The sequence below is a fragment of the Streptomyces sp. NPDC088261 genome (assembly GCF_044740805.1).
Lineage (GTDB): Bacteria > Actinomycetota > Actinomycetes > Streptomycetales > Streptomycetaceae > Streptomyces.
Window position 1 is genome coordinate 1 of record NZ_JBIURL010000020.1, and the last position, 12,129, is coordinate 12,129.

The 12,129-nt window shown below is 72.6% G+C and carries 15 protein-coding genes; 2 read left to right on the forward strand and 13 right to left on the reverse strand.

Annotated features, from left to right (window positions below; genetic code table 11):
* Positions 1-95 precede the first annotated feature (95 nt).
* From ACIODU_RS29190 to ACIODU_RS29235, 10 genes are all read right to left on the reverse strand, one after another.
* Positions 96-1,340 (reverse strand): cytochrome P450, encoded by a 1,245-nt coding sequence (locus ACIODU_RS29190; protein ID WP_356432047.1) that lies wholly within the window; start codon positions 1,338-1,340, stop codon positions 96-98.
* Positions 1,337-1,954 (reverse strand): ATP/GTP-binding protein, encoded by a 618-nt coding sequence (locus ACIODU_RS29195; RefSeq protein ID WP_161307545.1) that lies wholly within the window; start codon positions 1,952-1,954, stop codon positions 1,337-1,339. The genes ACIODU_RS29190 and ACIODU_RS29195 overlap by 4 nt, the downstream gene beginning before the upstream one ends.
* Positions 1,923-2,288: a DUF742 domain-containing protein gene (locus ACIODU_RS29200; RefSeq protein WP_327237212.1), complete on the reverse strand. Its 366-nt coding sequence runs from the start codon at positions 2,286-2,288 to the stop codon at positions 1,923-1,925. The genes ACIODU_RS29195 and ACIODU_RS29200 overlap by 32 nt, the downstream gene beginning before the upstream one ends.
* Positions 2,285-2,743, reverse strand: coding sequence for a roadblock/LC7 domain-containing protein (locus ACIODU_RS29205; protein WP_237530489.1), 459 nt, complete (start codon positions 2,741-2,743; stop codon positions 2,285-2,287). Before ACIODU_RS29205 ends, ACIODU_RS29200 begins: the two co-directional genes overlap by 4 nt.
* Positions 2,740-4,113 carry an ATP-binding protein gene (locus tag ACIODU_RS29210; RefSeq protein WP_356432043.1) on the reverse strand — a complete coding sequence of 458 codons (1,374 nt, stop codon included), beginning with the start codon at positions 4,111-4,113 and terminating at the stop codon, positions 2,740-2,742. The genes ACIODU_RS29205 and ACIODU_RS29210 overlap by 4 nt, the downstream gene beginning before the upstream one ends.
* 270 nt (positions 4,114-4,383) lie before the next feature.
* Positions 4,384-4,962 carry an alkaline shock response membrane anchor protein AmaP gene (gene amaP / locus ACIODU_RS29215; RefSeq protein ID WP_401771458.1) on the reverse strand — a complete coding sequence of 193 codons (579 nt, stop codon included), beginning with the start codon at positions 4,960-4,962 and terminating at the stop codon, positions 4,384-4,386.
* A 172-nt stretch (positions 4,963-5,134) separates the two neighbouring features.
* Entirely contained in the window at positions 5,135-5,785 is a 651-nt protein-coding gene (locus ACIODU_RS29220) for a DUF6286 domain-containing protein (protein WP_401771461.1), read from the reverse strand.
* A 179-nt stretch (positions 5,786-5,964) separates the two neighbouring features.
* Positions 5,965-6,312 (reverse strand): hypothetical protein, encoded by a 348-nt coding sequence (locus ACIODU_RS29225; RefSeq protein WP_356432041.1) that lies wholly within the window; start codon positions 6,310-6,312, stop codon positions 5,965-5,967.
* A 6-nt stretch (positions 6,313-6,318) separates the two neighbouring features.
* On the reverse strand, positions 6,319-6,510 hold the full coding sequence (locus tag ACIODU_RS29230) for a hypothetical protein (RefSeq protein ID WP_161308280.1): 192 nt from the start codon (positions 6,508-6,510) through the stop codon (positions 6,319-6,321).
* Between the two features lie 42 nt (positions 6,511-6,552).
* Positions 6,553-7,053 carry an Asp23/Gls24 family envelope stress response protein gene (locus ACIODU_RS29235; protein ID WP_356432039.1) on the reverse strand — a complete coding sequence of 167 codons (501 nt, stop codon included), beginning with the start codon at positions 7,051-7,053 and terminating at the stop codon, positions 6,553-6,555.
* A gap of 93 nt (positions 7,054-7,146) precedes the next feature.
* Here ACIODU_RS29235 and ACIODU_RS29240 point away from each other — a divergent pair, with 93 nt between their 5' ends.
* A complete protein-coding gene (locus ACIODU_RS29240) occupies positions 7,147-7,944 on the forward strand; it encodes a hypothetical protein (RefSeq protein WP_401771310.1) in 798 nt (265 codons plus the stop codon).
* Positions 7,945-8,278: 334 nt separating this feature from the next.
* Here ACIODU_RS29240 and ACIODU_RS29245 read toward each other — a convergent pair whose 3' ends face one another.
* The 3 genes from ACIODU_RS29245 to abc-f all read right to left on the reverse strand — a co-directional run bounded on the left by ACIODU_RS29245 (position 8,279) and on the right by abc-f (position 11,417).
* Entirely contained in the window at positions 8,279-9,070 is a 792-nt protein-coding gene (locus ACIODU_RS29245; protein ID WP_356432035.1) for an enoyl-CoA hydratase/isomerase family protein, read from the reverse strand.
* Between the two features lie 127 nt (positions 9,071-9,197).
* Positions 9,198-9,419 (reverse strand): helix-turn-helix domain-containing protein, encoded by a 222-nt coding sequence (locus tag ACIODU_RS29250; RefSeq protein ID WP_208298717.1) that lies wholly within the window; start codon positions 9,417-9,419, stop codon positions 9,198-9,200.
* Positions 9,420-9,818: 399 nt separating this feature from the next.
* The gene (gene abc-f, locus ACIODU_RS29255; protein WP_401771313.1) at positions 9,819-11,417 is read right to left on the reverse strand and encodes a ribosomal protection-like ABC-F family protein; all 1,599 of its coding nucleotides are present in this window, start codon (positions 11,415-11,417) and stop codon (positions 9,819-9,821) included.
* A 255-nt stretch (positions 11,418-11,672) separates the two neighbouring features.
* Between abc-f and ACIODU_RS29260 the strand changes: the two genes are divergently transcribed.
* Positions 11,673-12,080 (forward strand): VOC family protein, encoded by a 408-nt coding sequence (locus tag ACIODU_RS29260; RefSeq protein ID WP_356432033.1) that lies wholly within the window; start codon positions 11,673-11,675, stop codon positions 12,078-12,080.
* Positions 12,081-12,129 lie beyond the last annotated feature (49 nt).

Consider the following 12,129-nt stretch of genomic DNA (forward strand, 5'->3'; position numbering starts at 1 on the left):
CCCCGTACTGGACGTACGGGGTGGGTCCGACAACGCCGCGAGCGCGCGTGCCAGACGCCGCGAGCCAGACCCCACTTTGCGGACACGCCCTAGGGCTACGCCGACGCCGGGGACGTCCACGGAGTGGTTCCCTCCTGGTCCGGGTGGATCGGGGTGAAGCGGACCGGCAGGCGGGTCAGCGCGCGGAGGAAGCCCGTCGGGCGCCAGACGATCTCCGAGGCGGGGACGGCCAGTTCCAGCGTGGGGAGCCACGACGTGAGGCGCTCCACGGCCGTCACCGCGATCTGCACGCTCGGATCCTTCGCCGGACAGGCGTGCGGCCCCGCCGAGAACGCCAGATGCGAACGGCCCCCGTTCCCCGCCTCCTCGGGCCGTTCGGGCGCCAGCCCGTCGTTGATCGCGGCGAAGGAGATCAGGACCAGGCTGTGCGCCGGGACCGGCACCCCCGCCAGCACGGTGTCCCGACGGGGGTAGTGCGCCCCGTAGTTGGCCACCGGCGCCTGCTTCCAGAGCACCACCCGCAGCGCGTCGTGCACGGTCAGCGCCCCGTCCGTGAGCGTGCTGTAGTACCGGTCCTCGGTCAGCATGCGGTGCAGGCTGTTGGCGATCAGCCCGCTCGTGGGCTCGTACGCCGCGCCGACGAAGAGAAGCAGCTCCTCCACGACCTCCTGCGTGGTGAGCCGCGCCGGATGGGACAGCAGCCAGGACGTCAGGTCCTGCCCCGGCTCGCGCACCCTGAGGTCGACCAGCTCGCCGATGTACCCGAGATAGGCGTCCCAGGCGACCTTGGCCTGCTCCTGGTGCGCGCTCGTGAACGCGGCGATCGAGGTGGCGAGCCGTGTGCTCTCCCGGTCGGGCACGCCGAACATCTCGTTGAACAGCAGGACCGGCAGCCCCATCGCGAACTCCGCGACCAGATCGCACTCCCCCCGCGCCGCGAACCCCTGGATGAGCCGGTCGGCGCTGCGCCGCACCATGCCGCGCAGCACGTGCGGCTCGAAGCGGCCGAGGCTGTCGGAGACCGCCCCCCGGTACCGGGCGTGTTCCTCGCCGTCGGTGAACATCGGGCTGCGCTGGTAGCCCAGCATGGACAGCAGCGGCGAGTCGGCGGGCATGTGCGTCGTCTGCCAGGGGCGCGGGTCCTTGGACCAGAGGGCGGTGCCGTACAGGACCTCCAGCGCGGTGTCGAAGTCCGTCACCAGCATGGCCGGGACCCCGGGGGCGAACTCGACCGGCACCACCTTGCCGACGGCCCGCAGCCGCCGGTAGATCCCGTAGGCGTCGGCGGCGAACTCGGGGCCGTACAGCCGGGTCAGGTCGGACGTCAGCGAGGTGGTCACACCATCTCCAGCGGGGACAGGACGTGTTGGGTCATCGTGATCAGCGCGTCCAGGCAGGCGTCGCGGTCCCGGGCGTCGATGCCGACGACCGGGGTGCCCGGCGGCAGGTCGAGCGCCACCCGGACGTCGTCCGGCGAGTGGACCGGGGACGCGGGGAACCGGTTGACGCCGACGACGTACGGCAGCCCCGCCGCCTCCACCATGTCCATCACCTCGAACGCGGCGTCCAGCCTGCCGGTGTCGACCAGCACCAGGATGCCGAGCGCGCCGCGGACGATGTCGTCCCACAGGACGCGGAACCGCTTCTGCCCGGGACTGCCGAACAGGTACAGGACGAGGCGGTCGTCCAGGGTGAGCCGGCCGAAGTCGGTGCCGACCGTGGTGTGGGTCTTGGCGTCGACCCCGTCCAGGTCGTCGACCAGCGCGCCGGCCTGGGTCATCAGCTCTTCGGTGTGCCGGCTCTGGATCTCGGACACGGCGCTGACGAAGGTGGTCTTGCCGACCGCGAACGGGCCGGCGACCACCACCTTGAGCATCAGGGCGTTCTCGGGCAGGCGGGCCGGGGGCGGGCTGTGCGGGGCCTCACGGAGAGGACTTGGCCCGGCGAAGTCCATCGAGCACCTTTCTCAGCATCTCGGGGTCGTGCTGCGCCGCGAGGGGCGCGGGCGGGCGGGCCTTGAGGCATCCCGCCGCGATGAGGTCCGCCAGCACGACCTTCGACAGCGAGACGGGCAGCCGCAGGTACGAGGCGGTCTCCACCAGGGACAGGGCACCGGCCCTGAGCAGCTCCATGGCCTCGCGCTGCTTGTCGCTCAGGCCGCGGGGGAGTTCGCCGCCGACGCGGTGGAGCAGGGTGATCCGTTCGAGCGCGCAGCGCTCGGCCCTGGCCCGGCCGCCGGTCTCGACGTAGGGCCGTACGAGCGGCCTCGACGCCCGTTCCGGGGTCATGACACCGCACCCACGGCGCCGCTCCCGTGCTGGCGTGCCGGGGTGCTCATGGCGCGGCCCAGTTTCTTCACCTGGACCTGTACCTCGTGCGCCACGACGCCCAGGTCGACGTCGGTGTCGGTGTAGACGGCGATCACCGCGTTGCGGCCGGCGCCGGTGAGGAACACGTAGCCGTGGTGGCCCTCGACGACCACCTGCCGTACGTCCTCCGGGCCGTCGGAGCCCGCGAAGGCGCCGAGGAGGCCGCGGGAGGAGGAGATGATGCCGGCGAGCATCGCCGACGCGCCCTCCGCGTCCACCCGGGGCAGGTTCGTGGAGCGCCCCTGGACCAGGCCGTCGGAGGCGAGGACCACGCCGTGCCGTACGTGCGGGATGTCCATCAGCGGTTCGAGCACCCACGACATCGGTTCGTCCGTCGTCCGGAGCTTCGGCTCACGGCGTCCATCGATCATCATGGCTGTCCTTCTTCGGAGGGGTGGTCGGGCTGGTCCGGGGCGGCGCGGCCGGCCGCCGTGCCGGACTGGACCGCGGCCCACCGGCTCTGGTTCTCCGCCGGACTGGGATCCGGCGCACCGGGCGCGTCGGGGACGCCGCCGGCCGCGCCGGCCGCCGCCCGGGCGCGCATCCCCCTGCGCTGGGGCAGACCGCCCGGGCCCGTGGCGGGGGTGTACGCGGAAACATGCACGGGAAGCGGCTCCTCGTCGCCCAGGATCGGAACGCGTGGGGAGGGCACGTTGGGTGACACCGTGTTCGGCGCCGCCGAGTCCTCCTTGACCATGATCAGCAGTGACTCCGGTACGAGGACGGCGGCGCGCAGCCCGTTGCTGTACGGGGCCCGTTCCAGGACGGTGCGCAGCCCGTACTGCCGGGCGATGGCACCGGCCACCGGCAGGCCGATGCCGGGCGGTTCGCCCTCCAGCTCGGTGAAGAGCAGCGCCAGGTCGCCGGCGGCGAGCCCGTTGGCCCGCGCCAGCTCGTCCGCCTCCATGCCCAGTCCCCAGTCGGTGATGAAGAAGGTGCAGCCGCTCGCGCCGTGTTTCACCTCCACCTCGATGTCGATGTTGCTCGGGGAGTGGCTGAGCGCGTTGTCGAGCAGCTCGGCGAGGACCATGGCCAGCGGTTCGACGGCGCGGGCCACCACCCCCAGCCGGCCGCGGACGTGGTAGCTGGGCGGCGCGATCCGCTGGTAGCCGACCACCCGCCCGGCGGCGCTCTTGACGATGCCCTGCACCGGCGAGTCGCCCCGGGCCAGCCCCGGCCACCGCCCGCACATCACGGCGAGGCCCTGGACGAGCCGGAGGTTCAGCTCGTTGAGCTCGTCCAGGCGCACCAGGTCCTCGGCCACGTCCGGATGGTCGTACCGTTCCTGCATGCCCTGGAGGAAGGTCTGCTGCCGGTAGTGGAGCGCCTGGAGCTTGCCCATGACGCCCCGCATCACGGCCTTGGCCGCGTCGTCGCCCCGTACCCGCTCGTCCACGACCAGCTGCCGCACCTGGTCGAGCACCTGTCCGAGCGACACGTCCACCTCGGAGCCGGCCAGCTGTCCGTCGCGCAGCCCGGGGACCACCACGTGGGGGTGCGCGGTGGCCATCGCCAGCTCGGGCAGCCGGGTGACGGCCGTGTGGCGCACCTCGGCGACGACCGACCGCACCAGGTCGTCCTTCCCGGCCAGTTCCGCGCCCAGCCGGGCGATCTCGCCCTCCAGGGCGGCCACCCGGTCCTGCTGGAGCCTCTCGCCGTACGCCAGGCGCGCGTCGAACACGGACTGCGCCTCGGCCAGGGCGCTCTCCACCCGCCGTTTCTGCCGCCACCACGGAACGGGCATCACTCACACCGCCGTGGACCGGCAGTGGCACCACTTGCCATAGCTGTAACCCCGTCACATCACTGTCGTCGCCGTTTCACTGTCGTCGCGCGGATCACCGTCGTCGCACGGATCACCGGCCGAAACGGGCCACAGAGAATCCGGCCGCCGCTCCGGGCCGCCGTATAGCCCTATCGGTGATCCGTAGGGCCAGTCAACGGGAGAATCAGAAACTCTGGGACGAATGGGGCCACAGAGACGCCAGATGCGTTACCGGTCGGGCACGCTCCGTCAATTCACTCTCTCGGGGCGATGCTTGGCGGCCCGCAGTCTGACCTCCGCGGGAAGCGCCTCCAGCCCGGCGGAGCCGCGCGCGTGGGCCAGCGCCTCGTCCGTCAGGCGGTTCACCGCGCCGCCGGGATCGGCGTGCGGCTCCAGCAGGAGCTGGACCCGCGCGGCGGGGGCCGTCCGACGGCCCGTCAACCTGGCGCGCGCATGCGCCACTCCATCGAGGGACCCCGCCTCGCTCTCCAGCACCCCTTCGAGGGCCCGCCCGCGCAGCAGCGCACCTTCGCCGTCGCCGCTGTCGACGAGAATTTCGGCCAGCCGCGCCCGCCGGAACTGGGCCAGCAGCCAGCACAGCGTCAGGACCACGATGACCGTGAGCGCGGCGATGATCACGGGCCACCACCAGCCGTCGTCGCGGTAGCGCTGCCGGTTGTGACGGGTCAGCAGGACGTCATGGGGTCCGCTGTACGGCCACCAGCCGGGCACCGACCAGCCCTGCCCCTGGGCGACCACCACACCCCCGGCGAGGAGCAGCACCAGGCCGAGGAGACCGAGCAGGACCCGGTTGACGATCCGGAACACCCCGCCGGTACGGCCCGGCCTGGACGCGCCCCCGTGGCCGTGGCCCGCCTTCTTCTCGCTCTGCTCGTGCTTCGCCCTCCTGGCCTGCCTCGCCTGCCACTGCTTCTGTTCCTTCTGCTCCTTCTTCGCCTGACGGTCCGTCCCGCGCCTCTCGCCGCGCCGGCTCATCCGGTCACCCCTTCTTCTTGGGCCTGCGGACCCGTACCGACAGGGCGAGCGGCCTGGCGAGGCCCAGCTCCCCCAGGCCGGCGCCGAGGGCGCTGTCCAGATCGGCCCGTACGTCGTCCAGTTCACGGAAGTGGGACAGGGCGCGGACCCGCGCCTTGCGCCGGCGCACCCGGACCCGCGCGGACCGTACGCCCGAGACCTCCATGGCCCGGTCGCGCAGCACCTGCGCGGCGGCGGACCGGTCGAGCCCGGCCCGTACGTGGCCGAAGTCGCGGCGCATCGGCAGCAGGGCGCGCAGGCCCGGGGTCAGGGCGAGGAGCATCAGCCAGACGCCCAGTGCCATCGCCACGCAGGCCGAGAGCATGAGCCACGTCTCGTCGAGCGGCTGTTCGGCCAGCTCCTCGGCCAGTCTGCGGCGCCAGTACATCGCGTGGTGCCCGGCCCGTACCGCCGCGACGTCGTACAGCACCAGCCCGGCGGCGCCGAGGATGATCGCGGCGGCGATGGCGGCGGGGATCCGGCGCGCGGACCAGAAGCGGCCCGCCCGGCCGCCGGAGACGGTGGCGCCGTCCGGGGAGGGCCGCAGCTCGTGGCCCGCGGCCCGGACGGACCCGCCGACCGGCGGGGCACCGCCTCCCTCGCCGTGCTTGGCCAGGTCGACGCCGCCCTCCTGGCCGTGTCGCCCGTCCGCCCTGTGGGAGCCGCTGGGCGCGTGCGACGCGGGCGACTCGTGCGATGCGGGCGACGCGGGCGACGCATGCGGCTCGTGCGTTGCATGCGGCTCGTGCGGCCCGTGTGGCTCGTGCGGCTCGTGCGGCTCGTTGCGCGGTTCGCTCATCGGATCCTCCCCCGCTCGGTGCCCCGCGTGTGGACGGAGTACAGGCGTTCGACCTGGACCACCACCTCGGCCACCTCCACACCCGCCAGCCCGTGCACCCGCTGGGCGACCCGCTGCCGCACGGCGCCGCAGCGGGCGCCGATGTCGGAGGGATAGTCCAGCTCCAGACCGACCCGCACCCGCGCGGCGCCGTGATGCACCGTCACCGAGGCGTGCGGTGCCTCCCCGCCTTCCGGTACGCGGTCGAGCGCCTCCCTCGCGGCGCGCGCGGCGATCTTCGCCACGACGCGGTCCGCGATCGTCGTCACCCCGCGCTCGGCGGCCACCACCTGGTCACCGGCCACGTGGGATCACCGCCGCCGGCCGTCGCGGTCGCGGCTGCGGAAGAAGTCGCCGGGCTCCAGATCGCCGTCCGCGAACTTCCCGGCGACAAACCCGGCCGCGCCCAGCACGGCCACCACCACAAACGCTCCGAAACCGCCGAAATATCCGGCGAACCCGAGCGCAATCCCGGCCAACACACCGACCATCGCCATGCTCATCGTGCGCTCCTTCTCCGCTTCGCGTCCGTCTCCGCCACCCCTTTACTGGACTCGTGTCTCCGAGTCGTCGTCGTCCTCTTCGTCGGGCAGCTTGACGTCGCTGACCGCGATGTTGACCTCGACGACCTCCAGGCCCGTCATCCGCTCCACGGCGGAGACGACGTTCTCCCTGACCACCCGGGCGACGTCGGTGATCGACACGCCGTAGTCGACGACGATCTCCAGGTCGAGAGCGGCCTGCACCTCGCCGACCTCGGCCTTCACGCCCCGGCTGACGGACTTGGACGACCCGGTGCCGGGCACCCGGTCGCGGACGGCGCCGAAGGTGCGGGACATCCCGCTGCCCATGGCGTGCACGCCGACCACGTCGCGGGCCGCGAGACCGGCGATCTTCTCCACCACGCCGTCGGCGATGGTGGTACGGCCGCGCGAGCCGGGGGCGCCGCCGCCGCGCCTGCCCGCGGAAACCCCTCTTCGTCCCTCGTCGCCCACCCCCTCCCTGACGGAAGGCTCGTTCTGATTGCGGGATGCGGTGTCTGACATCGCCATTCGCCCTTTCCGCTCGGTGATGGACTCCTTTGCACACATTAGGGGTGCTTGTGCGGTTACGCACCGTACATACGGCAGGCTGGGGTCATGACGACAGCGCACAGCACGGACGGCCAGGGCCCCTCGGACACCCCGGACCGGGGCACCGGCGGCCAGGGCTCCCCAGGATGGACGGCCGCGGTGCGGCACCGGCTGAGTCTGGGCCGGCTGCTCCCTTCGGGCGGGCCGTCCGAGGGAATCTGGGTGACGGAGCAGGCGGCGACGGCGGAACTGCGGCGCGCGGCGGTGGCGGTGCCGGGCGCGTCGCTGGGGCGGCTGTGGCTCTCCCCGGCGGACCGGGACGGGCCCGGGCTGCCCGTGGTGCCCCCGCCACCGGGCGCGGCGGCCGCCGTACCGCTGCGGATCGACGGGGAGTTCACGGCGACGACGGGTGAGCCGCTGATGGTGGTGGCGCAGCGGTTGCGCGAGGTGCTGGCCGGGGCGGCGGAGGAGCGGCTGGGGCTGGACGTGGTGGAGGTCGACCTGCGGATCACGGGCCTGGTGGAGCCGGCCGCCGGGCCGGGGGCGGAGTCCGTCAGAAAGTCGGCGCCCACTGGGCCGGTCGGGGTACGGGCCGTGGCGGAGAGGGGCGAGGCGGCCCGGGCGGCGGCCGGGGTGCCGGGGGTCGCGTACCTGACCGGGACCCTGGGCGCGGCGGTGACCGTCACCTGGGACCAGGTACGGGTGGAGGTGGCGACGTCCCCCGGCCACCACGCGCCGACGGTGGCCCGGGCGGTCCGCGAGGCGGTCTCCACGACGGGCCCGTCACCGGTGACGGTGCTGGTGACGGCGGTGGGGGTGACACGCGAGACCGCGCGGGCCGACCACGGGCCGGCCGAGAGCTGAGGGGCGTACGGGGGGCGCGGCTTCCGTACGCGGCGGGCGCGGGCCCGGAGCCGTACGGGGCGGGCGCGAGCCCGGAGCCGTACGCGGCGGGCGGCGGAACTCTCGGGCGAAGGGCACGCCCCCCGTGCGTACGTCCCGCTCGGCCACGCCCCACAAGGGCCAGGGCGCCGGGGCGCGACCCCTCGCGTACGGCACGCGCCGCTCGTGGAGCCCGTACGGACGAAGGGCACGGCCCCCGTACGCTCGGCGGCGACCGAAGGGGGTCGGCAACGGCCCCGTGTGGCGTCGCCGCTCCCTTGGCCCCACGCCCGTCAGGGCGCAGGCGCGCGGGGCGTCAGTCCGACAGGCCCGCCAGGTCGCGGAGGCGGCGTGCCTGGGACGCGCGTTCGGCGGCGCGCTGTTCGTCGAAGGTGCGGCCCGCCGCGCCCGCCAGGAGCGCCTTCGTCTCGATCACGGCGTCGCGGGGCGCCGCCAGCAGCGCGGCCGCCAGGTCCTTCACCGCCGCGTCGAGCTCGTCCGTACCGACCACGAGGTTGGCGAGCCCGGTGCGCTCGGCCTCCGCCGCCTGGACGAAGCGGCCCGTCGCGCAGATCTCCAGCGCGCGGGCGTACCCGACCAGCGCCACCAGCGGATGCGTGCCGGTGAGGTCGGGGACGATGCCGAGGCTGGTCTCGCGCATGGCGAACTGGACGTCGGGCGTCACCACCCGGAGGTCACACGCCAGGGCGAGCTGGAAGCCCGCCCCGATGGCATGCCCCTGGACCGCCGCGATCGACACGAGGTCGTTGCGCCGCAGCCAGGTGAATCCGTCCTGGTACCCGGCGATCGCCGCGTCGAGAGCCTCGTCGGACTCGCGCGCGAGATCGAGGAAAGTAGGCTCCCCGTCGAACCCCTCGGGCGTGAACGCCTGCCGGTCGAGCCCGGCGGAGAAGGACACGCCCTCGCCGCGCAGGATGACGACCCGCACACTGCCCGGCAACGACCGTCCGGCTTCCGACAACGCCCGCCACAGAGCGGGAGACTGAGCGTTGCGCTTGGCCGGGTTGGTCAACGTCACCGTGGCGACCGCGTCCTCGACGGTGAGCCGTACGCCGTCCTTGTCGAGTACTGGATCGAGCGAAGTCATGGGGCGCCTCCGGTTCGGGCAGTCAGCCGTTCGAGCTAAGTGACTGCACAGTAACCACCAGGCCGACACCGCGGTCGGCCGGGTGGGCACCACCGAACCGGTGGCCGGGAGGAGCCACGCTCGGTCGTCAGGCCGCAGCGGCCTTCTTGCCTCGCGTCGCTCCGCCGCGTCCCCGGAGTGTGACTCCGGACTCGCTGAGCATCCGGTGGACGAATCCGTAGGAGCGGCCCGTTTCCTCGGCCAGCGCCCGGATGCTCGCACCGTTGTCGTACTTCTTCTTCAGGTCTGCCGCGAGCTTGTCGCGCGCGGCGCCGGTTACCCGGCTGCCCTTCTTCAGAGTCTCGGCCACCCGTGCCTCCTCGTGGGAAGTGCGCTCTGGACTTCTCATGATCACCCCTTGGCGCCGTCCTGGCCACCCATTCGGCAAGGTCCGTACGACGAGCTTGGGCGCGCTTCGGGGGTCGCGTACGCGAGGGATGCCGAGTTCTGGCCGAATTCCGGACAGGGCCGCGGCCCCACTTGACCCGTTCTTTGCCCGAAGGCCCAGGTCAGGCGCCTGATGTCGGAAAATGGCCAGCGCGGGGCCGCGTACGGTCCGGTCCGCCGCACGACGCGCCGGAGTACGAGACCGTCTCACTCAGATGAAGGATCACCGCTGAGCCGAATGATCCATCGGGAGTGGATCACCGGATGTGGATCACCGGGCGCGGCCCCCCTCGGGAACCCCGCCCCACGCGAGCGGGGAGCCTCAGGCGAGCGCCACAAGGTCCGCGTAGTCGGCGCCCCACAGGTCCTCGACCCCGTCGGGCAGCAGGATGATCCGCTCGGGCTCCAGCGCGTGGACGGCCCCCTCGTCGTGCGTGACGAGGATGACGGCGCCCTTGTACGTACGCAGGGCCCCGAGGATCTCCTCGCGGCTGGCCGGGTCGAGGTTGTTCGTCGGCTCGTCGAGGAGCAGCACGTTGGCCGCCGAGACGACGAGGGTGGCCAGCGCGAGCCGGGTCTTCTCGCCGCCGGACAGGACCCCGGCGGGCTTGTCGACGTCGTCGCCGGAGAAGAGGAAAGAACCGAGCGTCTTGCGGACCTCGACCAGGTCCAGGTCGGGCGCGGAGGAGCGCATGTTCTCCAGGACGGAGCGCTCGGGGTCCAGCGTCTCGTGCTCCTGCGCGTAGTAGCCCAGCTTGAGGCCGTGGCCCGGGGTGACCGCCCCGGTGTCCGGCTTCTCGACGCCGGCCAGGAGCCGCAGCAGCGTCGTCTTGCCCGCGCCGTTGAGGCCGAGGATAACCACCCGGGAGCCCTTGTCGATGGCGAGGTCGACGTCGGTGAAGATCTCCAGCGAGCCGTACGACTTGGACAGGCCCTCCGCCGTCAGCGGGGTCCTGCCGCAGGGCGCGGGCTCGGGGAAGCGGAGCTTGGCGACCTTGTCGGACTGGCGCACCTGCTCCAGGCCGGACAGCAGCCGCTCGGCGCGGCGGGCCATGTTCTGCGCGGCGACGGTCTTGGTGGCCTTCGCGCGCATCTTGTCGGCCTGGGAGTTCAGGGTCGCGGCCTTCTTCTCGGCGTTGGCCCGCTCGCGCTTGCGGCGCTTCTCATCCGACTCGCGCTGCTGCTGGTAGAGCTTCCAGCCCATGTTGTAGACGTCGATCTGGGCGCGGTTGGCGTCGAGGTAGAAGACCTTGTTGACGACGGTCTCGACCAGCTCGACGTCGTGGGAGATCACGATGAAGCCGCCGCGGTAGCTCTTGAGGTAGTCGCGCAGCCAGACGATGGAGTCCGCGTCCAGGTGGTTCGTGGGCTCGTCGAGGAGGAGGGTGTCCGCGTCGGAGAAGAGGATGCGGGCCAGCTCGATCCGGCGGCGCTGACCGCCGGAGAGGGTGTGGAGGGGCTGGCCGAGCACCCGGTCGGGCAGGCCGAGCGCGGCGGCGATGGTGGCGGCCTCGGCCTCGGCGGCATACCCGCCCTTGGTGAGGAACTCCGTCTCCAGGCGCTCGTACTTCCGCATGGCCTTCTCGCGGGTGGCGCCCTGGCCGTTGGCCATCCGCTCCTCGTTCTCCCGCATCTTCCTCAGGACGGAGTCGAGGTCGCGGGCGGACAGGACACGGTCGCGGGCGAGGACGTCGAGGTCGCCGGTGCGCGGGTCCTGCGGGAGGTAGCCGACCTCACCGGAGCGGGTGATGGACCCTGCGGCCGGGATCCCCTCGCCGGCGAGGCACTTGGTGAGGGTGGTCTTCCCGGCGCCGTTGCGCCCGACGAGACCGATGCGGTCCCCCTTGGCGATGCGGAACGAGGCGGACTCGATGAGGACGCGGGCTCCGGCGCGCAGTTCTACGCCGGTTGCGGTGATCACGGAAAGACTCCAAGGCGGTATGGACGGCGGAAGAGGGCAGGCGGAGGAGAGTCTTCGACGCCGGCTAATGCACAAGGAGAAGTGCCATAGCCACCAGTCTACCGGGGCCCCGCAACTGCTTTGTCTGGGCGGGGTTCGCGCGGGAGCCCGGGGACCGGCTCCGGGGCCGGGGTGCGTTGTCAGTGGGGGGTGCCAGACTGAGATCCAGGTCACATTCGAGCCCTGCACACGAGCCCCATGAACGGAGTGAGCCGTATGACCGGCAAACCGAGCGTCGTCCCGACCGTCCTGTACGCGGACGCGAAGGCCGCCATCCGCACGCTGACGGAGGGGTTCGGCTTCACCGAGGTGCGGGTGTACGAGGGTGAGGACGGCAGCGTGCTCCATGCCGAACTGGCCTGTGGCAACGGCATGGTGATGCTGGGGTCCAAGGGCAGGGAGGGGGTCTTCGCCCGGGCCATGGGCGATTCCGGGCCGGCGGGCATCTACGTCGTGACCGAGGACGTGGACGCGCACCACGCGCGGGCCGTGGAGCACGGCGTGGAGATCCTGATGCCGCCCACCGACCAGGACTACGGCGCGCGGGACTACACGGCGCGCGACGCGGAGGGGAACGTATGGAGCTTTGGTACGTACGCCCCCAGCACCGCCCCGGCCGGCTGAGCGGGGGCGCCCCGCCGGACGGGCGGGGTCACCACCTGGACGGACGGGG

Bases quoted from the DNA above. Each gene is read 5' to 3' on its own strand.
- ACIODU_RS29240 (WP_401771310.1), top strand. From the start codon at position 7,147: ATGACGACAGCGCACAGCACGGACGGCCAGGGCCCCTCGGACACCCCG.
- ACIODU_RS29195 (WP_161307545.1), bottom strand. From the start codon at position 1,954: ATGGACTTCGCCGGGCCAAGTCCTCTCCGTGAGGCCCCGCACAGCCCG.
- ACIODU_RS29200 (WP_327237212.1), bottom strand. From the start codon at position 2,288: ATGACCCCGGAACGGGCGTCGAGGCCGCTCGTACGGCCCTACGTCGAG.
- ACIODU_RS29205 (WP_237530489.1), bottom strand. From the start codon at position 2,743: ATGATGATCGATGGACGCCGTGAGCCGAAGCTCCGGACGACGGACGAA.
- ACIODU_RS29235 (WP_356432039.1), bottom strand. From the start codon at position 7,053: ATGTCAGACACCGCATCCCGCAATCAGAACGAGCCTTCCGTCAGGGAG.
- ACIODU_RS29245 (WP_356432035.1), bottom strand. From the start codon at position 9,070: ATGACTTCGCTCGATCCAGTACTCGACAAGGACGGCGTACGGCTCACC.
- ACIODU_RS29210 (WP_356432043.1), bottom strand. From the start codon at position 4,113: ATGCCCGTTCCGTGGTGGCGGCAGAAACGGCGGGTGGAGAGCGCCCTG.
- ACIODU_RS29260 (WP_356432033.1), top strand. From the start codon at position 11,673: ATGACCGGCAAACCGAGCGTCGTCCCGACCGTCCTGTACGCGGACGCG.
- ACIODU_RS29230 (WP_161308280.1), bottom strand. From the start codon at position 6,510: ATGAGCATGGCGATGGTCGGTGTGTTGGCCGGGATTGCGCTCGGGTTC.